The organism is Collimonas antrihumi (assembly GCF_018304965.1).
GTDB lineage: Bacteria > Pseudomonadota > Gammaproteobacteria > Burkholderiales > Burkholderiaceae_D > Collimonas > Collimonas antrihumi.
This window is the reverse complement of sequence record NZ_JAGQED010000003.1, coordinates 108,519-128,785: the sequence shown is the minus strand read 5'-3', so window position 1 is coordinate 128,785 and position 20,267 is coordinate 108,519. Positions and strand designations below refer to the sequence as shown.

The window sequence follows — 20,267 nt, the reverse complement described above, 5'->3', positions numbered from 1 at the left end:
TAGTTAGTAACAAATTCGCATAAATTCCATAGGATTCAGCAACTGACTTCAGGAGACTCTAAGAACCGTAGCGAGCGGCTCAAGGTCTGGTCGAGAAGCGGAGCTGTACTTTAGTACAGCGAGCATCGCAGACCAGGGATTGAGTCGCGCAGTAGGTTCTTAGAGTCTCCTTAACGGTCGATTTCGCCGAACACTATATCTTGCGTACCGATGATGGTAACGGCATCGGCAATCATGTGGCCCTTGGCCATTTCGTTCAAACCCTGCAAATGCGGGAAGCCAGGTGCACGGATTTTCAAGCGGTACGGCTTGTTGGCGCCATCCGACACGATATACACGCCGAATTCGCCCTTTGGATGCTCCACTGCGGCGTAAGCTTCGCCCGGCGGCACGTGGAATCCCTCAGTGAAGAGCTTGAAGTGATGGATCAGCTCTTCCATGTTGGATTTCATGTCGACCCGCGACGATGGCGCAACCTTGTGGTTGGTTGTCATCACAGGGCCGCTGTTGTTGCGCAGCCATTCTACGCATTGCTTGATAATCCGGTTGGACTGGCGCATTTCTTCAACCCGCACCAGGTAACGGTCATAGCAATCGCCGTTCTTGCCGACCGGGATATCGAAGTCGAGCAAGTCGTACACTTCGTACGGCTGCTTCTTGCGCAAATCCCATTCAACGCCGGAACCGCGCAGCATCGCGCCGGTAAAGCCCATCGCCTTGGCGCGCTCTGGCGACACCACGCCGATGCCGACCAGACGCTGCTTCCAGATACGGTTATCGGTCAGCAGAGTCTCGTACTCATCCACGTATTTCGGGAAGCGCACGGTGAAATCTTCGATGAAGTCCAGCAAGGAACCCTGGCGATTTTCGTTCAGGGCATTGATGGCTTTTGCATTGCGCACCAGCGATGCCTTGTGCTGCGGCATGGTATCCGGCAGATCGCGGTAAACGCCGCCCGGACGGTAATAGGCAGCATGCATGCGGGCGCCGGAAACGGCTTCGTAGCAATCCATCAAATCTTCACGTTCGCGGAATGCGTACAGCAGCACTGCCATCGCACCGACGTCCAGCGCATGCGCGCCGATCCACATCAGGTGATTCAGCAGACGCGTGATTTCATCGAACATGACGCGGATGTACTGCGCGCGCAGCGGCACTTCAAGACCGAGCAGACGTTCGATCGCCATCACGTAGCCATGCTCGTTACACATCATCGACACGTAGTCGAGGCGATCCATGTAAGGCACTGACTGCAGATAGGTTTTTTGTTCCGCCAATTTCTCGGTGCCGCGATGCAGCAGGCCGATATGCGGGTCGGCACGCTGGATGACTTCACCATCCAACTCCAGCACCAGGCGCAAAACACCATGCGCGGCCGGATGTTGCGGACCGAAGTTCAGCGTGTAATTCTTAATTTCTGCCATTATTTGATCCCGTAATGTTCTTCACGAATCACCCGCGGCGTAATTTCGCGCGGATCGATCGTTACGGGTTGATAAATTACGCGTTTTTGCTCAGCGTCGTAGCGCATCTCGACATAACCCGACACCGGGAAATCCTTGCGGAACGGATGGCCGATGAAGCCGTAGTCGGTGAGGATGCGGCGCAAGTCGTTGTGACCTTCGAACAGGATGCCGAAAAAGTCGAAAGCCTCACGCTCATACCAGTTGGCCGAAGCCCAGATATCGGTCAGCGAAGCCAGCATCGGCATTTCGTCGTCCGGTGCAAACACGCGGACGCGCAGGCGCCAGTTGTGTTCGATCGACAGCAGATGGGAAACCGCCGCAAAACGGGCGCCTTCCCAGATACCGTCGCCATAGGTCGAATAATCGACGCCGCAGAGGTCGATCAGTTCTTCAAAACGGGTATCGGCATGATCGCGCAGGACGCGCATCGCTGACAGGTAATTCGAAGCCTTGACCACGATCGTGATCTCGCCAAAGGCCACTGTCAGACTTTGAAGGTCGTCGCCAAGCGCATTGCGCACGGCGGCTTCCAGGGTTTCCAGTTTGGTCGTCATGGTGTTCTCTTAGCGCGCAATCGTATTGGTGCGGCGAATCTTGTTTTGCAGCTGGATAATGCCGTACAACAGCGCTTCTGCAGTCGGCGGGCAGCCAGGAACGTAAATATCGACCGGCACAATGCGGTCGCAACCGCGCACCACCGAATACGAATAGTGATAGTAGCCGCCGCCGTTAGCGCAGGAGCCCATGGAAATCACCCAACGCGGCTCCGGCATCTGGTCGTACACCTTGCGCAAGGCAGGCGCCATCTTGTTGCACAGCGTGCCTGCCACGATCATCACGTCAGACTGGCGTGGCGACGGCCGGAAGATTACACCAAAACGGTCCATGTCGTAGCGCGAGGCGCCGGCATGCATCATTTCCACGGCACAGCAGGCCAGGCCGAACGTCATCGGCCACAAAGAGCCGGTGCGGGTCCAGTTGATCAGTTTGTCAGCCGTAGTGGTGACAAAGCCTTCGTTCAATACACCTTCAATAGACATCGCTTACTCCCAATCCAGAGCGCCGCGTTTCCAGATATACCAGAAGCCCACCACGAATTCAGCGATAAACACCATCATCGTGATAAAGCCCTGCCAACCGAGGTCGCGCATGGCAACCCCCCACGGGAAGAAAAATGCGGTTTCCAGATCGAACAAAATGAACAAAATGGCGACAAGGTAATAACGCACATCGAATTTCATGCGCGCATCTTCGAATGCTTCAAAACCGCATTCGTATGGAGAAGTTTTTTGGGAGTCGGGCCGATGCGGCCCAAGTACACGACCGAGCACTTGCGGGGCAATGCCAACCGCGATACCGATCAGAATAAACAGCAGGACGGGAAAATAATTTTCGAGGTTCACGATTTTGCGCCAGTAGTTTGAACGATTAGCAGAATGATTTGCCGGTTCGAATTCTCAAACCTGACGCCCCCAATCCGGCAAACCACGCCACAAGTTCCTCGACAAAAAGCCAGCGCAGGGGCAACCGTTGCTGGCCTCATATTCTTTGGTGCCGACGGCGAGACTCGAACTCGCACAGCTTTCGCCACTACCCCCTCAAGATAGCGTGTCTACCAATTTCACCACGTCGGCATAAGCGACTATTTTAACCTGATTTGGTACTTTTGTTCAATGCACAATCGAGTTAAAAGTCAGCAATTTCACTCTTAAGACTACTTATTTAGGAATTTGATTCGACTGCGCGCTACCCGTCGACGGTGCAGGCACGGAAGCAGCCGCACTAGCCGATCCGGAAGCAGCTGCAGGCGCCGCAACCGGCTCTGCCGATGTCGCTGGAATTGCTGCTGCAGGTGCAGGCGCCGAAGCTGCCGGCAGATTTTCCATCACGCCGCCGGTCACTGCCGAACGATGATTACCCAGGTACACCAACGCCAAAGTCGCGATAAAGAAAATCGCCGCCGCCAGGCCGGTCGACTTCGACAGGAAATTCGAAGAACCGGTGGCGCCAAACAAACTACCTGAAGCGCCGGAGCCGAAAGCCGCACCCATATCGGCACCCTTGCCATGCTGCAGCAGCACAAGGCCGATAATCGTCAACGCCGACAACACCTGAACGATGACAATGATGTTAAATACTGTGTTCATTTAATGATTTCCAATGAGAGTTGATTCTTTGTGATTCTTTGTGATTCTTTATGATTCTTTGTTTTTACTAAATTACCAAATCCGGACTACCGGGCTGCAGCGACGATCGCCAGAAAATCAACCGCCTTCAACGCTGCGCCACCGATCAAACCACCATCTATATCCGGCATGGCCAGCAATTCGGCGGCATTGTCAGGCTTCATGCTACCGCCATACAAAATCTTTACCTCGACCGCAGCCGCAGGATTTTTCCCAGCCAGTTTTGCGCGCAAGGCCGAGTGCACATCTTGCGCCATTTGCGGAGTCGCCGTCTTGCCGGTCCCGATTGCCCACATTGGTTCGTACGCCACCACAACCTTCGCCAGATCAGCAGCATCCAGCACATCCAGCACCGCTGCCAGCTGCCGCCCTACTACAGCCTCGGTCTGGCCGGCTTCACGCTCGGCCAAAGTTTCGCCGACGCATACGATAGGTGTAACGCCGGCCTGCAGAGCACGTACTGCCTTCTGCGCCACCAACGCATCGCTTTCAGCATGATAAGCGCGCCGCTCGGAATGGCCGACGATAGCGTACTGACATGCAAAATCCTGCAACATGCTGACCGCGACTTCGCCGGTATAAGCACCTGCGGCGTGCGCGGAAACGTCTTGAGCACCCCAGGCAATTGCCGATCCGGCAAGCTCAGCCTGGCATTGGGCGAAATAAGGGGCCGGTACGCATAAGGCGATATCGCAAGCCTGCGCCGTCAGGCCAGCCTTGATTTCCGCTATCAATGCAGCATTGGCAACCAGACTGCCATTCATCTTCCAGTTACCCGCTACAAGTTTACGACGCATATTTACCAAGGCCTAGGTTTTCAATAACCCGGCATTCTAACGCGTCGGAGGGAAAGCGGTCAAACCGGCAAGAAATATATGGCGGCCGATTTTACAGTCGAGCCATGGGCTGACAGCATGATTCTAGCGCCAGGCAACGCAAGAAAATGCTTTCGCAGCAGCAATACTCCGCGCAAAAAGTGCCATATCGACATTGCCGCCACTCACCATTACGCCGACTCTTGCTCCCGAAAACGCCACGACCCGGTGCATCACTGCGGCCGCAGCCAGGCAACCGGCCGGCTCGACCACGATCTTCATCCGTTCGGCAAAAAACTGCATTTGCGTGCGCAATTGATCGTCGCTCACGGTAACGATGTCTTTTACACACATTTTCAGAATCGACAACACCAGCTTGCCGACGTGCTGCGTTTGGGCGCCTATTCCGCCACGCGTCGGCGGAACATCCAGCGGCTGCTATCGGAATCCTGCGGGATATATTGATAGCCGCCCAGGTCGAATGCCTTGAGTTTTTCCGCATTGGTGATTTTGTTCAATGCGGCGTAGCGCGCCATCATGCCGCGCGCCCGTTTGGCATAGAAGGAAATAATCTTGTATCTGCCGTTTTTCCAATCCTCGAATACCGGCGTGACGATACTGGCGTCGAGCACTTGCGGCCGGACCACCTTGAAATATTCCTCGGACGCCAGGTTCACCAGCGTGTCGGATTTTTGCTGGCTCAGCTGCTGGTTTAACGCCTGGGTCACCGTATCGCCCCAGAAAGCGTAGAGATTCTTGCCGCGCGGGTTGGCCAGGCTGGTGCCCATTTCCAGCCGATACGGCTGCATCCGGTCCAGCGGCCGCAACACGCCATACAAGCCTGACAGAATCCGGATGCGGCTCTGCGCATAGTTCAACTGGGTAGTGTTCAAGGAGGCCGCATCCAGACCTTCGTAGACATCGCCGTTGAAGGCCATGATCGCCTGCTTGGAATTACTGCTGGTGAATTTCTTCGACCACGACGCAAAACGCGCCGTATTCAGCTGCGCCAGCGGATCGGAGATCTTCATCATGCTGCCGATCTGGGCTGGCGACAGTTGCGTCAAGACGCTGATCAACTCTGCCGAGTGGTCGATGAAATCCGGGGTAGTGTGCGTTTCGGTCGTGCTGGGAGTGTTGTAATCAAGGGACTTTGCGGGCGACAAAACGATCAGCATGTGACATCCAAATAAACAAAAAAACAGAAGAATGTCCGCAATGATACCGAAACAAACCGTTCGGCGCTGGCGATGCCGCCATCGGCAACTGCTATCGTCACTCAGTCAAAAACGCCTTGCGACAGATCGCGCTCGAATTCAGCAACCCAGATCGAACCGTCTCCGGTCGGATATTGTTTTTTGCGGCCGGTGGATTTCCTGCTGACAGTGACAAAGCCGGTAAGCGCGAATATTTCATCGGTTTTGGGATCCGTCGTATCCACCTCATGCAATTCAAAATCGTCGGCAGCCAGATTCTGCGCCGACAAGATCGCATGGAAATCCTTCTTTTCGTCCGGCTCGATTAGCTTCATGTTCGCCTCCCGAAGTGACAGCAACTGATAACCAGTGACATCGCGAATGCTCACCATAGCACGCTAACGCCGGCAGCGCTTTTCACCCGGGCCAGCGGCACTAAAATTGACTGGCAAACAATTTCGTCTCCGAACCGTCATCCTTGAGCTGCAGCATTTTTTCAAATTTCAGGCCTATTTTTTCCAGCACTTTGATCGATTGGTGATTGTCCGGCGCGGTAATGGCGACTATCCGCTGCAGGCCGCAAGTCCGACGGCCATGCTCCAGTACGGCCGATGCAGCCTCGTAGGCGTAACCATTGCCCCAAAACTCCGGCAGAAAGGCATAGCCGATATCGACGTCCGGCAAAGTCTCTCTTTTGATCAGGCCGCATATGCCTATCGGCTGCGCGCCATCTTTCAATTCAGTCATGTAGAAACTGAATCCATAACGCTCCTGTGCTGCTATCGGGCCGTTCAGGAGCGCCTCGCGTGCCGCTTCCAGCGTTCTGATGCCGCGGTCGCCGATGAACCGCAGCCATGAAGGCTGGTTCACCAGCCGTAGATAAAATTCAGCATCGTCCTCATTCAAGGTACGCAAAATCAAACGCTCTGTCTCAAGAACTTTCATGGGCTTCGTTTTTCCTTTGGGTGGGAATTTACCTGTAGCATGGGAGCATAAGCACTAGGATGATAATTGTCTACCGAACGGTAATTACGTCTCGGCCCGTTGGCCTGGCGACGTACATCATTCCGCCGCCACTTTCTCGCTCCTGCCGGAAGATGGCTTGACGGACTGGCGGCCGAGGTAAAATGCGCGCTACCGCTTGATGGAAATCCGCATGAATTCTGACCTACCCGCTGACCTCCCCGCTGACCTACCCGGCGACCTACCCGCCGACACACCCGCAACAGCCCAAAGCCGCCAAGGCAAACCACGCATCGTCATCGACACCAATGTCTGCCTCGATCTGTTTGTTTTCCACGATCCGCGGTGGGCCGGCTTGATGGCGGCATTGCAAAGCGGCGCAGTCGAAGCTGTCACCCGCGCCGACTGCCGCCAGGAATGGCAAATGGTGTTGCATTATTCACATCTCCCCATCACCGATGACACCCGGGCCGCCTTCAATGCCGAATTTGACACCTTGATCACCTGCCTGGCAGCCGAAGCGCTGACACCGCGCACCGACATCCGCCTGCCCATCTGCACGGATCCGGACGACCAGAAATTCCTCGAACTGGCGTTGGGCGCCCACGCCACTACCTTGATCACCAAAGACAAAGCGTTGCTGAAACTGGCGCGCAAGACGGCCAAGATAGGCCTTTTCGCCATCATTCCGCCGCAGGCATGGGGCTTGCCGGCCGCGGTGGGTTTCTAGTCCGTTCTTTAGCCCACAGAAATTCGCAACCGGCTGTGCAGTCTCGGACAAAACGCTAAAATGCCAGATTCAGACAGACTCCGAGATTGATAGCAGATGAACCGTGATTTAAGAATTCCTGGCGGCGACATTGCCGCAGACCGCGCTGCCAAACAGCTTCAATCCAAACTCCCCAAGGTCGGCACCACTATTTTTACGGTGATGTCGACGCTCGCCAGCGAAAAATCGGCGGTGAACCTGGGGCAAGGATTCCCCGACTTCGATTGCGATCCGGTCTTGGTCGATGCGGTTACCGACGCCATGAAGAACGGCTTCAACCAGTACCCGCCGATGGCAGGTGTGCCGGCTTTGCGCCAGGCCATCGCCGCTAAAATCGAAAAACTGTACGGCCACAGCTACGATCCGGCCACCGACATCACCGTCACCGCCGGCGCCACCCAGGGCTTGCTGACCGCCATCCTGTGCGCGGTGCATACGGGCGACGAAGTGATCGTGATTGAACCGGCGTACGACAGCTATGCGCCAGCCATCGAACTGGCCGGCGGCAAGCCGGTGCTAGTGCAAATGACGCTGGGCGCCGATGGTTACGCCATACCGTGGGACCGGATTGCAGCGGCAGTCAGCCCGCGCACCCGCATGATCATGATCAATTCGCCGCACAATCCGACCGGCAGCGTACTGACCCTGGCCGATATCGAAGCGCTGAAAGATATCGTGCGCGGGACCGGAATCCTGATCTTGTCAGATGAAGTCTATGAGCACATGGTGTTCGACGGTGTACGCCACGAATCGATTTGCCGCCATCCCGAACTCGCGGCGCGCGCCTTTGTCGTTTCCAGTTTTGGCAAGACCTATCACGTCACCGGCTGGAAAATCGGCTATGTGGCGGCGCCGGCGGCGCTTTCCGCGGAATTCCGCAAAGTTCATCAATACAATGTTTTCACCGTCAACACGCCGGTGCAGCATGGCATTGCGCAGTACATGCAAAATCCCGCGCCCTACCTGGAACTGCCGGCGTTTTATCAACACAAGCGCGACCTGTTTCGCGATGGCTTGAAGCAAACGCGCTTTAAACTGCTACCGGCCGACGGCACCTATTTCCTGTGCGTCGATTACTCCGCCATCTCATCGTTGAGCGAGGCCGAATTCGCGATCTGGCTGACTTCTGAAATCGGCGTCGCTGCAATTCCGGTATCAGCGTTCTATCAATCTCCGCGTGAATCGGGCATCGTCCGTTTCTGCTTCGCCAAACAAGACCAGACCTTGCAGCAGGCGCTGCAGCGATTGGCAAAAATCTGAACACATTTCAAACGCGCACGAAACAAACAACGCAAGCACCACCACATACAAAAAGGAAATGGTCATGATCGATGTCTATAGCTGGGCCACACCGAACGGTCACAAGGTACACATCCTGCTGGAAGAATTGGGCCTGCCCTATCGTGTGCACGCAGTCGACATCGGCGCCGGCGACCAGTTCAAGCCGGACTTCCTGTCGATTTCACCCAACAACAAGATTCCGGCCATCGTCGATGCCGACGGCCCGGACGGCAAGCCGATTTCCCTGTTCGAGTCGGGCGCGATCCTGGTTTACCTGGCCGGCAAGAGCGGTAAATTCCTCGGCCATACCGATCGCGAGAAATTCAACACCCTGCAATGGCTGATGTTCCAGATGGGCGGAGTCGGACCAATGCTGGGCCAGACTCACCATTTCCGCATCTACGCGCCGGAAAAGATAGAGTACGCCGTCAATCGCTATACCAACGAAGCCAAGCGCATCTATGGCGTGATCGACAAGCAATTATCACAACACCATTACCTCGCCGGCAATGAATATACGATCGCCGACATCGCCACTTTCCCATGGATTCGTTCCTGGAAAAACCAGGGCATAGAACTGGGCGACTTTCCGCATCTGAAAGCCTGGTTCGATACGATCAGCGCGCGCCCTGCGGTCAAGCGCGGCGTCGAAGTGCTGGCCTCGGCCCGCAAGCCACTGACCGACGACAAGGCGCGGGATATCCTGTTTGGCGCTCAGCAATATCAAAAAAGATAAAGAACTGTGGGTAATGCCGTTAAGTCAAGGTTACCGGTTATAGCGCTTGGCACGTCATTCCCGCGAACGCGGGAATCCATTTTAACCACCATACTGTGCAACATGGATCCCCGCGTTCGCGGGGATGACGCAGTGACCGCATTGGTCCATCTAAAGAATACCGTTCGCGGCTTAACTTAACGGCATTAAGAACTGTGGGTAGCTAACCACCAACTTTTCCAGCTTCAGGATAACTAACCGCCAATATTTCCAGTTCATCAAGCCCGGCCGGCGTCAGCAAGGTCACGCTCTCGCCTTCATGGGCCTTGGTCAACGCACGCGCCACCGGAGAAATCCAGCTGATCTTGCCATGCAAGGGATCGAGTTCATCGATGCCGACGATGGTCACCGTGTGCTCTTCGCCGGCGTGATTCTGGTAAGTCACCGTGGCGCCAAAAAATACCTGGTCGCGGCCGTGATGCACGCTCGGATCGACCACTTCGGCCAAATCCAGGCGCTTGGTTAAAAAGCGGATGCGGCGGTCGATTTCACGCAGCCGGCGCTTGCCATAAATATAATCGCCGTTTTCGGAACGATCGCCGTTCGAGGCGGCCCAGGAAACGATGCGCACCACTTCCGGCCGATCCACATCAATCAGACGCAACAGCTCGTCTTTCATGCGTTGATAGCCTTCCGGCGTCATGTAATTCCTGGTGCCGGGCGGGATCGGCGGCAGTCCGAATTCCAGATCGTCGTCATCGCCTTCAGATTCTTTTACAAATGCCTTGTTCATAGCTGACATTGTAGTTCCAATTGCGCCGCGACTACAGATTTGACTCTGAAGCATGGCTTTTCTTGCATTGCGGTATGGTAAAGTCGGGCTGGTGCAATGTTGCCCGTGTTGACTTTAGATTCCGTCATATGCCTGCCAATTCTTCCCGCAATGCCTCTTCCTCTCCTTTCCGGATCGGCCTCGCCACCAGCCGTAGCCATCAGCACGGCCCCGATTCGGCGCTGGCGCAACTGCTCACGGGCAGCCGCCATCTCATCGAGCAGCAATTGAAGCCGCAACTGATCGTGGTCGGCCGCACGCTGGACGCCATGCAGCAGCTCGGCTTGCTGGTTGACTACCCGCATATCGAACGCTTCCCTTACGGCCGTCACGGCGGCCTGATGAAACTGGTGTCACGGGTGGTCGACGCCGATCCGGCGCGCAACCTGGATGCGGTGATCTACCTGATGGATCCGGTCGATCCGTCGTCGACCTTTCCGGAAGCGGTAGCCTTGAAGCGGCAATGCGTGATTCACGGAAAGCCGTTTTTATCGACGCTGGCCGGCGCCCGCGAATGGCTGGAGCTGGAAGGCATGGCGGCCGGCGCTGCACCGAATCCAGAACTCGACCCGACTTTCAATCTGGGGCAGGAAGGCATCGCGCTGATTGCACACGACGCCATGAAAGAGCGGATGCTGGACATTGCGGAACGTCATTTCCCGCTGCTCGACCAGTTTGCATTTCGCTGCGCCACCGGCACCACCGGCAGCCTGCTCAATAAGCTGGCGCAAAAAATCAAAGGCGAGGAAGCCGGACGCAACTGGGTAAAACCCTTCCTCAGCGGCCCGCTGGGCGGCGATGCCCAGATCGCTGAACTGATCCTGGATCGCCAGCAATGCCGGCGCGTCCTGTTTCTGGAAGATCCGCACGTCGCGCGCCAGCACGAAGCGGATATCCAACTGCTGGAACGCGCTGCCCGCACCGTCACCGACTACGCGCTGTGTATCAGCGATGCTGAATGCGGCGAACGCTGGCTGACCTTGTTGCACCAGCGCGCCGCATTGGCAAAACGCTAATCTGCCGCCAGGATTTTGTTGGGTGTGTAAAGGCAAAGTTGAAATGTCCGCTTTGAGCAAAGTTGAGATGTCCGCTTTTTTGAGCATTTTAGACACCTCGACTACGCTTTAGAGCGGACATTTTCTTTGCTGCCATGACGCCTTGAGCGACCACGGCGGTGGGCGGATTGTCGCGATAGTAGCGGTTGCGCGGCGCGGCCTTTTGTCCGGCTTGAGTTGGTCTACGGTGTAGTGCAACCCCTTATTGTTCACCTCAATAGGCCTTGCGGAGCGTGGCAGCTTGAATTATGCCGCGGCGGCTGCAGGTTGATTGCCAACCAGTTGCCGCTGCCAGTTGCGCAAGCCGATAATGGCCAGCACGATGAACGCGGCATACAAACCCGCGGTCAGATTCAGGTCTTTGTAGATATATACGCCGACATAGATGATGTCGACCACGATCCACAGCCACCAGTTGGCGACGTATTTGCGCGCCATCCAGAACTGGGCCACCAGGCTGAAACTGGTCAGCGCCGAATCCAGCCAAGGAATGTGCGCATCGGTAAAACTGGCCATGACATAACCCAGCACCACGCTCCCTAGCGCCCCGGCCAGCAGGCCTGCCAGCAAGCCGGATTTCGGCAAGCGCTGCGGTTGAATATGACGGGTGTCTGGCTGGCTATTGTTCTGGTCCGCCCCGGCCCTGCTCCACTGCCACCAGCCGTACAACTGCATGACCGCAAAGATCAATTGCAGCAACAAGTCCGAATACAGTTTCGCGTCCAGGAATATCCGTGCATACAGCAGCACCGAGACCAGGCCGATCGGCCAGCACCACAAATGGCGGCGCGCAGTCAGCCACACTGCCAAGGCGCTGATGATGACTGCACTGATTTCCAAGCCTGACATCAGGACTCCTGTAGATTGTTTTTACGGTCGCTGCGGCGCTGCAGATGATCCAGCAGATATTGGCCGGCATCGCTATTGAACCACTCGGCATGGCCGAGGAAATAAGTATCGTAGGCCAGCGCCGAGTTCTCTGCAGATTTCTGCACACCATGAAAATACGCCAGCTCCGACAGCGCAAATTCAGCATGCGCCAAAGGTAGCAATGCCGGCAAGGCGGCCGCCTCCAGCGCTGACAACGGACTTACCGCCTCGTACGCATCGAGCATGGCATCCAATTGATCGATATGCACCAGGCTGCGTCGATCGACAGGCATCGATGGCAGGGCCAGCCACTCGATCAGGTTGCGCTCGATGGCGATGGCAAGATCGTAGACGGCGCAGGTACGATCGGCCAGCCCGAAATCCAGCACGGTTGCTACCGCAACCGGTCCGTCCGCTTGCCACAGCAAATTGGAAGCATGCCAGTCGTTATGCGTCCATAAGGGCGTCAAGCCGTGCAACATGGGGCTTAAGCGTGCATGGAACGGCAACAGCACGCGCATCACTTCCTGTTGCCAGTCACGCTGCGCCAGGTAGTCTGCCAATGCCGGCCGCTCCTGTATGTAATCCCCGATCCTGCTCAGCACTTCTTGCGGCTCTTCAGTATTGAACAGGGTAAAGCCGGACGCCAGCAATTTGATGCTGCGCGCAGGCGCATCGTAACCGCGCGCCGCGAGATGCAGCCGGGCCAGCGCGCTGCCTGCAGCCGCCGCATCCGCAGTGTTGATGAAAGGAGTCCATGAGGTCGCATCGCGATAGCGGTCAACGCCGGGCCCGACGCGCTGCACCTCGTACGTCCAGTCACCTTCGGCATGGGCGGTGCTGCCGTCGCTGGCTTGCAATACGTCGCTGACTGCCATTCCATGCAGCCGCAGATGGGCCATGAAGCGGTGTTCATCCGTCAACTCGTCCGCAGTCCGGATCACTCGCAACAAGCGCTTTACAAATACCGGGCCCGATTCCGTGTCCGCGACGCAAGCACTGGAAAACGGCCGCGGGCTGTGCCAATTCAGGCGCGTGACTGCGCCGACCTGCGCGACCTGCGGATAGTGGCGCAATAGCCGCGCCACTTCATCCAGGGTCAATGCCGGCCAGCTCGACGCCACCGCATCCAGCCCCATGCCGTGGCTCAACACCGCAGGCACGCCTTGGCCGGTTGCGTCATCTTGTCTTGGGTCGCTCATGCGGCGTTCCTGATCCGGATCAAAAGTCGTACTGAACCGACAAGCGGGCGGTACGCGGTGCGCCCAGATGCAGATAGCCGTCACCGATGTATTCGCCGACATCTTTCCAATAACGCTTGTCGAACAGATTATCCACGCTCAGGCGCACCACCGTAGCATGCCCCGACAAGCTGGTCTTGTAACGCAAGCCGGCATTGAACAAAGAATAAGCCGGCACGTCGACGTTGCCTTCCCGCGTGGCCGCTTTGGTGCCGCTGTATTGCCAACCGCCTAGCACACTCAGGCCGGTAATCTGCGGCACCGTGTAGGCTGCATACAGGGCGGCGCGCAGCCGCGGCACGTTGATGGCTTGATGGCCGTCATAAGCCGGTGTGCCGGTATCCTCAGCGCGTGCCTGAATCATGGCCATGCTGGCCGTCAGCCGCAGTTGCTTGGTGACCTGGCCGGCTGCGCTCAGTTCTATCCCGCGATGCGTTTCGGTACCTTGCTGGACATAGGTAAAACCATTCTCGTCCGGCATTGGATATTCGTAAGGCTTGGTCATCTGGAATATGGCTGCGCTCAGGCTGAGCTGGTCGCGCCAGTCGTATTTGACGCCGGCTTCAACCTGACGCGACACGGTCGGCGGCAAGAAGGTAAAGGCATTCTCGGTCCACCACGGCGCCTGGCCGCCCATCGTCAAACCCTTGCTGTAGCTGGTGTACAGCGTCAGGTCCGCTTGCGGTTTGTATACCAGGGCGATCTGCGGCAACAGCAATGATTTTTCTGTGGTGCGCGTAGCCGCGCCGGTAATATCCAGCGCCCGTTCATTTACCCACACCTGGCGGGCGCCTGCGATCAGTTGCCATTGCGGATTGAAACTCAGGCGATCGACCGCAAACAAAGCCTTCTGCCGGCTATCCAGGCGCAGATAGGAAGCGTCCGGCGTCAACGGCGACGGCGCATAGACGATCGGATTCGGGTTGTAGATATTGTCGCTGCCGACAAATTCATTGACGCCATCGCTCTGCGCCACGGTGCGGCGGAACATGCTTCCCCCCAAGGTCAGGTCGTGACGCAGCTTGCCGGTATCGAGATGCCCTTGCAGCACCGCCTGCAACTGGTCGTTACGTCGCGTGTCGTCAGGAAAACGATAATCGTAGATATCGAAATCGCCGCCGGCACTGAAATAACGCGCTGGCGTCCCGCCGTCGCCGCAGGTGGCGCCATAACCGCAACCATACGGAAATGCCGAGTTATCGTCGATCACCACCCGGCTGCGGCTGGCCGCCATATACGCGTGCCAGTCCGGTGTCAGGTCAAGATCCAGGCGAAGGTTCAGGTTGACCGAGTTGATCGTTACCGGCTTGGCCCACGGTTGCGCGCCGAGCAATTTTTCCGGCGAGACATTGCTTGGGATGACCGTGCCCCCCAACAACTGGTAGCCCGGTGCGGAGCGTTGCTCGCGATGCTGATACTCGGCGTCGAATTGCAGCCGCGCCTGCGGTGTGATCACCCAGTCGGCGGCCAGCGAAGCGAAATTGCGCTCGCCGTCGGCGTCGTTCACATACGAATGCAGGCTTTCGTGGGCGGCGTTGATGCGGATGCCGAACTGTTTTTGCTCGCCGAACAAGGTGCCGATATCGGCCGCCAGGTACCGCGAGCCGCGCGAGTCCGTCTCAAGCGTGACAGAGCGCACATCGGCCGGACGCTTGGTCACATAGTTGATCAGGCCGCCGGGAGCAGCCATGCCGCTTTGCAGGCCGGCCAGTCCCTTCAGGATTTCAACGCTCTCTTTATTTTCAAGCGCCACATTCTGCTCGCCGGCAATGCTCATGCCATTGATCTGGTAACTCGATGCCAGATCCAGCGCAAACCCGCGAATGGTAAAGTTTTCGTAGTAGCCGACCGGCGCGTAATTGTCGCCGACCGCGGCATCGTTGCGCACTACTTCACTCAGCAAACGCGACTGCTGGTCGTCCAGCTGGCCACGCGTGATGACTGAAATCGAAGCCGGTGTATCCAGCAAGGAAGCCTCGCCAAATGTCCCAACCGAAGCTGATCTCTTGCGATAACTATCGGCGCCGGGTCCGGCACCGGTTACGGTGATGGTCGGCAACGTCGGGGCGCTGTCCACTTTGGTCTGCGCTTGCCCGGTCTGTGCGGGAACATTTTCCGCAGTCTCTTTTTGATCGGAAATGCTTTGCGCATGCGCCATGTGGGCGGTGGCTGCGGCAATTAATGTAATCAACAGTTTTTTTCTGGCTGGCAATGGCAACGTGCGGGTGCGGTTAGCTACAGAGTGAGATTCTTTTATATTTATCATTATTTTGTTGTTATATATACATGCCAATTGATTAACGCGTATATATGAAGTCTAAAAATCCGGAGGCGATTAAAACAGGACTCGCATTATCCGTCTTTTTGATTAGATTGGAATTAGAGCGTGAGCAATATCGACCTTTGCATCCACAACTCCTATTTCTTCGTATACCAATATGACGCAATTTGAAATCCAAAGGAGGTGCGCTCATGGTTAGCCGACGCAATATGATCTTGAGAACTGGCGCAGCGATGTTGACGGGTGGCCTGGCAATCCTTGGGCGGCGGGGGTTTGCCGCTGAAACCTTTGAAATCACCCACACCGATGCCGAATGGAAACAACGGCTGACGGCAGTCCAGTATGCAATCTTGCGGCAGGAAGGTACGGAGCGGCCGTTTTCCAGCCCGCTCGACCATGAAAAACGCGCAGGCACCTATTTTTGCGCCGGTTGCGATTTAGCGGCTTTTTCGTCCAGGAACAAATTCGATAGCGGCACCGGTTGGCCCAGCTTCTGGCAACCGCTGCCAAACGCGATTGCCACCAGGACCGATACCACGTTCGGCATGAAGCGCACCGAAGTGCATTGCCGCCGTTGCGGCGGCCATCTGGGCCACGTATTTGACGATGGCCCGAAACCTACCGGGCTGCGTTATTGCATGAACGGCGCCGTGCTGACGTTCAAACCTGAAATCTGAACCTGGGCTCAAATCTACAGCCTTGCACTCAGTCTTATACGCGGCGAGTGCCGGTATCGACAGCCTTGGTCTGTCCCGATTCCAGCGTAAAGCCGGCGCCGGAATCGGTGCCCAGCACCTTGACCAGGTAAGGCATCAATTCTTTCAGCATCGGCTCCAGCGTCCATGGCGGGTTGATCACGAACATGCCGCTGCTGTGCAAGCCGAAGCCGTCCGGCGATGGCGTCTTCACCGTCAGCGTGACGTTCAGCCAGCCGTTGGCTTTCATGCGCTTCAGCTTGTCCGGCATCTGGCGTGACTCCATCCGGTTCAACAGCGGATACCAGACGGCGTAGGTGCCGGTGGAAAAACGGATCAGCGCGTCTTCAATGGTGTTCTTGACGTGGCGGTAATCTTCCTTGACCTCATACGGCGGATCGATCAGCACCAGGCCGCGGCGCGATGGCGGCGGCAGCAATGCCTTCAGGCCGAGGAAGCCATCGCCCAGATGGATCATGACGCGTTTACCGCGGCCATTGCCGCGCGGGTTGCGCTCGGCCTCCAGGCGGCGGAAATTATCGGTCAGGATCTTGCCGTCGCTCGGATGCAGCTCAAACAGGCGCAGGCGATCCTGCTCACGCATGACGGCATCGGCGCAATATGGTGAGCCCGGGTAGTAGCGCAGCTTGCCGTCGGGGTTCAACTGGCGGACTACGTCTACATACTCCGCCACCGCCGGCGGCAGATCCTTGCGATCCCAAAGGCGGCTGATACCAGTCTCGAACTCGGCGTTTTTCGACGCATAACCGCCATCCAGCGCATATACGCCAGCGCCGGCATGGGTGTCGATGACCATGTAGGAGGTATCTTTCTGGCCCAGGTAACGCAATAACTGGATGGTGACCAAGTGCTTCAGCACATCGGCATGATTGCCCGCATGGAAGGCATGGCGGTAACTCAACATAGGAAACTCTATCGTGGTGAAGTGTGTTGCCACACTCTACATCAAAGAAGCGGTCGGCTACTGTGCAGAAGTGCGGCGAGGTGGCTTGGGAACTGCGTAGTGCAAAAAGTAGTGCAGCAAAGCGCCCCGTGCGCAAACGACCCGCATTCTAACATTGCAGCAATCGATAAGAAAAAGCTATTCGAAAAGCTATTCGACCAAGCGATCTTCAGCTTGCATTTTCAACATCTCTTCGGCCACCTTGACGCAAGCTTCGATATGCCGGTTTCCGATAGCCCGGAATGCAGAAAAACCAATCGCCGCCGACACCATCTGGCCGGCGATAGGCACCAGCCGGGTAGCGTTCTTCGACACCAGCTTGACGCCGCTGCGCGTGAGGATTTTAAGCATCAGCTCACGTGTCACCATCCGGCCCACCAGCGTGCTGCCGAGGCCGACGATCGTGCTATAGGTTGCCACCTTGAGTTTAGGCTGGAGTTTTTCGATCTGTTGCGGCGTCATGCCGAATTCGGCATTGATGTCTTCGATCAGGCGCGACAGCAAATGGATATCGACTGCGATATCGACGCCCATGATCGGCAGCGCCGAAGCGCCGGCAGACAGCAGCGCGCGCTTGGCCACCATCTGCCGGCAGCGCTGACGCACCGTGTGCAGCGCATGTTCGGAAGCGGGAATCAGGATTCCCGCTACCTCCTTGGCAGGCTTGCGCCCGCGCAGCCGGTCTAGCATCAGCTCGCTGCCTTGCCTTTGACAAAGCCGTAGATCAGCAACAGGATGAAAGCGCCAACGATGGAGCCGATGAAGCCCGCGCCTTGGCCGGCGTGGTACCAGCCCAGAGCCTGGCCGACATAACCCGCCAAAAACGAACCGGCAATGCCCAGCAAGGTAGTCATGATAAAACCCATGTTCTCCTTCCCTGGATGAATCAACTTAGCAATCACGCCAACTATGAAACCTACGACAATTGTCCACAGAATTTCCATTGAAGCTCCTAAGAGTTGTTATTGGCTGCGGGCCGCTTGTTGTAGTAAAACCGGCGGCCCGGCGTCCAATATAGAGCAAAGCTTGCTGCCGCGCAGTGTCTGGACAGCAAATTTATGTGAAATATTGCCTCAGAGCCACTAAAATAAATATCAAACTGGCAATATTGTCCGCAAATTTTCTGTTTCAGACTGCGCTATGCATGCAGCTCTTGCGCGCGATCCAGCCGGAAATACGCATCCAGCAAGGAGGTCTTGTAGACCGCGCCCAACAATTCCGGATCCTCATGGCTGCGCACCACCGGCAACCGCTCGCCCTGATGATCCAGGAAAGACTGCAACGCATCCCCCAGGGACATCTCCGGCGTCACCACATGCAGGAATTCGCGCCGCACAAAATCTTCCGCCACCCGCGTTTGCGTATCGCTCTTCTCCAGCAGGCAGGAAGTAATGTCTTGCAACGCCACCACGCCGCAATAGCGATAGCGCTGGTCGACGATGTAAATATATTTAACCGGATATTTCAGGAACAGCCCGCTGATTTCAGCAAACGATGCCGTCAGCGGCAGCACGGTATCCGCCGGCCGGATCAGTTCGCTCATGTGGATGCCGCGCAGGCGTATCCGCTCTTGCGCGTCGCGATTCCGCTTGATCGTGATGTCGTACATGGAAGCGCCGTTGATACTGCGCGCAATGAAGTAAGCCACCACGCAGGACAACATCAGCGGCAACACCACCTGATAGCTCAAGGTCATCTCGAAAATCATCAGGATCGCCATCAGCGGCGCGCTGGTCGCCGCCGCCAGGAACGCGCCCATGCCCACCATCGCATAGGCAAACGGCGCCGAGGTGGTGGCTGGCAGCACGACATGCAACGCCTGGCCAAACAGATAACCGATGGCGGCGCCGACAAACAGCGTCGGCGTGAAGATGCCGCCGACCGCGCCGGAGCCGGTGGTGATAGCGGTGGCCACCACCTTGAACAACAGCATCAGCAATACGCTCCACCACAGCCAAGGCGTATGCAGCAGCGAATTGACCACGCTATAGCCGTTACCCCAGACCTCCGGCACCCAGATCGAAATCAGGCCTACCAGCAAGCCACCCAGGCCCAGCCGAAGCGGTAACGGCAACGCGGTCTTGGTAAACAGTTTTTTGGAAAATCCCAGCAAACGCAGGAATTGCGGTGCGGCGATGCCGGCCATAATGCCTAGCAACACGAACCACAAGATCTCGATGCCGGCGATCGGCGGGAACGGCGGCATCTCATAGGCCGGATGGTAGCCGGGCAATTCGCGCATGGTGATGTTGGCGACCACCGAGGCCACCACCACCGGCCCGAAACTCTCCATGACAATCGCACCCAGCACGATTTCAGTCACGAAAAATGCGCCGGCAATCGGCGCGTTGTAGGCAGAGGTAATCCCGGCCGCCGCGCCGCACGCCACCAGCAGGCGCAAGCGCGCCGGGTTGAAGTGCGTGAAACGGCCCACCAGCGATGCCGCCAGCGCCGCCAGCTGCACCATCGGCCCTTCGCGCCCGATCGAACCGCCGCTGACCACTGTCGCCAGCGAAGACAAACTACGCAACAAACTCTGCCGCACCGGAATGTTGCCGTCGCCAATCGCTACCGCTTCCATGTAGTCCGAGGTAGCGCTGGACGGCATGCGCTTCGCCAGCAACAGGATCGCGCCGGCTATCAAGCCACCGGCGGCCGGCAACAACAACCGCATCGGCCACGGCAAGCTTTTGGCCATGGCGACAAAACTGCCGCTCTGGCCAGTCAGCAGCTGCTGCAAGCCGTAGATGCACTCACGGAAAAGCATCGTCGCCAGCGCCCCCAGGAAACCAACCACCGCTGCCCATAACAGCATCGAGTGGCTTTCCGAAAAATGGAACTGCCGCTGCAGGCGAATCCGGTATCTTAAGAGCGTGCTACGTGGGAGCATAATGTGCGATGGCAAGGAGATAGTGGTTGGGATACTGCCGCGTTACCT

General features: G+C 57.0%; 23 protein-coding genes and 1 tRNA gene. 5 read left to right on the top strand and 19 right to left on the bottom strand.

The window, feature by feature from the left end:
* Positions 1-170 precede the first annotated feature (170 nt).
* The 11 genes from KHU29_RS04595 to KHU29_RS04545 form a co-directional block, all read right to left on the bottom strand.
* Positions 171-1,424: an NADH-quinone oxidoreductase subunit D gene (locus tag KHU29_RS04595; protein WP_211451509.1), complete on the bottom strand. Its 1,254-nt coding sequence runs from the start codon at positions 1,422-1,424 to the stop codon at positions 171-173.
* Positions 1,424-2,020, bottom strand: a complete 597-nt coding sequence (locus KHU29_RS04590; protein ID WP_092357603.1) for an NADH-quinone oxidoreductase subunit C — start codon at positions 2,018-2,020, stop codon at positions 1,424-1,426. The genes KHU29_RS04595 and KHU29_RS04590 overlap by 1 nt, the downstream gene beginning before the upstream one ends.
* Positions 2,021-2,029: 9 nt before the next feature.
* Complete coding sequence (locus KHU29_RS04585; RefSeq protein WP_014005578.1) at positions 2,030-2,506, bottom strand: NuoB/complex I 20 kDa subunit family protein; 477 nt, start codon at positions 2,504-2,506, stop codon at positions 2,030-2,032.
* 3 nt (positions 2,507-2,509) lie between these two features.
* Positions 2,510-2,869, bottom strand: a complete 360-nt coding sequence (locus KHU29_RS04580) for an NADH-quinone oxidoreductase subunit A (RefSeq protein WP_092357601.1) — start codon at positions 2,867-2,869, stop codon at positions 2,510-2,512.
* Positions 2,870-3,015: 146 nt separating this feature from the next.
* Positions 3,016-3,100 (bottom strand) — tRNA-Leu (locus KHU29_RS04575).
* Between the two features lie 84 nt (positions 3,101-3,184).
* Positions 3,185-3,613, bottom strand: coding sequence for a preprotein translocase subunit SecG (secG, locus tag KHU29_RS04570; RefSeq protein WP_211451508.1), 429 nt, complete (start codon positions 3,611-3,613; stop codon positions 3,185-3,187).
* A gap of 86 nt (positions 3,614-3,699) precedes the next feature.
* Entirely contained in the window at positions 3,700-4,449 is a 750-nt protein-coding gene (tpiA, locus tag KHU29_RS04565; protein ID WP_211451507.1) for a triose-phosphate isomerase, read from the bottom strand.
* A 123-nt stretch (positions 4,450-4,572) separates the two neighbouring features.
* Positions 4,573-4,821: a PALP domain-containing protein gene (locus KHU29_RS04560; protein WP_246541494.1), complete on the bottom strand. Its 249-nt coding sequence runs from the start codon at positions 4,819-4,821 to the stop codon at positions 4,573-4,575.
* 47 nt (positions 4,822-4,868) lie between these two features.
* Positions 4,869-5,645 (bottom strand): peroxide stress protein YaaA, encoded by a 777-nt coding sequence (gene yaaA, locus KHU29_RS04555; RefSeq protein WP_211451506.1) that lies wholly within the window; start codon positions 5,643-5,645, stop codon positions 4,869-4,871.
* A gap of 101 nt (positions 5,646-5,746) precedes the next feature.
* Positions 5,747-5,998: a transcriptional regulator gene (locus KHU29_RS04550; protein WP_211451505.1), complete on the bottom strand. Its 252-nt coding sequence runs from the start codon at positions 5,996-5,998 to the stop codon at positions 5,747-5,749.
* Between the two features lie 100 nt (positions 5,999-6,098).
* Positions 6,099-6,608, bottom strand: a complete 510-nt coding sequence (locus KHU29_RS04545) for a GNAT family N-acetyltransferase (protein ID WP_211451504.1) — start codon at positions 6,606-6,608, stop codon at positions 6,099-6,101.
* A 211-nt stretch (positions 6,609-6,819) separates the two neighbouring features.
* On the opposite strand from KHU29_RS04545, the gene KHU29_RS04540 reads away from it, so the two are divergent.
* The 3 genes from KHU29_RS04540 (at position 6,820) to KHU29_RS04530 (ending at position 9,412) form a co-directional block, all read left to right on the top strand.
* On the top strand, positions 6,820-7,356 hold the full coding sequence (locus KHU29_RS04540) for a putative toxin-antitoxin system toxin component, PIN family (RefSeq protein ID WP_211451503.1): 537 nt from the start codon (positions 6,820-6,822) through the stop codon (positions 7,354-7,356).
* 96 nt (positions 7,357-7,452) lie between these two features.
* Positions 7,453-8,655 (top strand): pyridoxal phosphate-dependent aminotransferase, encoded by a 1,203-nt coding sequence (locus KHU29_RS04535; protein ID WP_281416071.1) that lies wholly within the window; start codon positions 7,453-7,455, stop codon positions 8,653-8,655.
* A gap of 64 nt (positions 8,656-8,719) precedes the next feature.
* Positions 8,720-9,412: a glutathione binding-like protein gene (locus KHU29_RS04530; RefSeq protein ID WP_211451502.1), complete on the top strand. Its 693-nt coding sequence runs from the start codon at positions 8,720-8,722 to the stop codon at positions 9,410-9,412.
* A gap of 202 nt (positions 9,413-9,614) precedes the next feature.
* Here the strand turns inward: KHU29_RS04530 and greB are convergent, their stop codons facing one another.
* A complete protein-coding gene (gene greB / locus KHU29_RS04525; RefSeq protein ID WP_211451623.1) occupies positions 9,615-10,184 on the bottom strand; it encodes a transcription elongation factor GreB in 570 nt (189 codons plus the stop codon).
* Between the two features lie 128 nt (positions 10,185-10,312).
* Between greB and KHU29_RS04520 the strand changes: the two genes are divergently transcribed.
* Positions 10,313-11,239, top strand: a complete 927-nt coding sequence (locus KHU29_RS04520) for a methylglyoxal synthase (protein WP_211451501.1) — start codon at positions 10,313-10,315, stop codon at positions 11,237-11,239.
* A 285-nt stretch (positions 11,240-11,524) separates the two neighbouring features.
* On the opposite strand, the gene pnuC is transcribed toward KHU29_RS04520, so the two are convergent.
* Genes pnuC through KHU29_RS04505 form a run of 3 tightly spaced genes read right to left on the bottom strand, consistent with a single transcriptional unit; the run spans position 11,525 to position 15,547 of the window.
* Positions 11,525-12,127: a nicotinamide riboside transporter PnuC gene (pnuC, locus tag KHU29_RS04515; RefSeq protein ID WP_211451500.1), complete on the bottom strand. Its 603-nt coding sequence runs from the start codon at positions 12,125-12,127 to the stop codon at positions 11,525-11,527.
* Positions 12,127-13,350 (bottom strand): phosphotransferase enzyme family protein, encoded by a 1,224-nt coding sequence (locus KHU29_RS04510; RefSeq protein WP_211451499.1) that lies wholly within the window; start codon positions 13,348-13,350, stop codon positions 12,127-12,129. The genes pnuC and KHU29_RS04510 overlap by 1 nt, the downstream gene beginning before the upstream one ends.
* 19 nt (positions 13,351-13,369) lie before the next feature.
* Positions 13,370-15,547: a TonB-dependent siderophore receptor gene (locus KHU29_RS04505; protein ID WP_211451622.1), complete on the bottom strand. Its 2,178-nt coding sequence runs from the start codon at positions 15,545-15,547 to the stop codon at positions 13,370-13,372.
* Positions 15,548-15,861: 314 nt separating this feature from the next.
* Here KHU29_RS04505 and msrB point away from each other — a divergent pair, with 314 nt between their 5' ends.
* Positions 15,862-16,347: a peptide-methionine (R)-S-oxide reductase MsrB gene (gene msrB / locus KHU29_RS04500; protein WP_211451498.1), complete on the top strand. Its 486-nt coding sequence runs from the start codon at positions 15,862-15,864 to the stop codon at positions 16,345-16,347.
* Positions 16,348-16,381: 34 nt separating this feature from the next.
* Here the strand turns inward: msrB and KHU29_RS04495 are convergent, their stop codons facing one another.
* From KHU29_RS04495 to KHU29_RS04480, 4 genes are all read right to left on the bottom strand, one after another.
* Positions 16,382-17,290, bottom strand: coding sequence for a 23S rRNA (adenine(2030)-N(6))-methyltransferase RlmJ (locus KHU29_RS04495; RefSeq protein WP_211451497.1), 909 nt, complete (start codon positions 17,288-17,290; stop codon positions 16,382-16,384).
* A 189-nt stretch (positions 17,291-17,479) separates the two neighbouring features.
* Positions 17,480-18,019, bottom strand: a complete 540-nt coding sequence (locus KHU29_RS04490) for a hypothetical protein (protein ID WP_211451496.1) — start codon at positions 18,017-18,019, stop codon at positions 17,480-17,482.
* Positions 18,019-18,273, bottom strand: a complete 255-nt coding sequence (locus KHU29_RS04485) for a GlsB/YeaQ/YmgE family stress response membrane protein (RefSeq protein WP_211451495.1) — start codon at positions 18,271-18,273, stop codon at positions 18,019-18,021. The genes KHU29_RS04490 and KHU29_RS04485 overlap by 1 nt, the downstream gene beginning before the upstream one ends.
* Before the next feature lie 194 nt (positions 18,274-18,467).
* A complete protein-coding gene (locus KHU29_RS04480; protein WP_211451494.1) occupies positions 18,468-20,219 on the bottom strand; it encodes a ClcB-like voltage-gated chloride channel protein in 1,752 nt (583 codons plus the stop codon).
* Between the last annotated feature and the right edge of the window lie 48 nt (positions 20,220-20,267).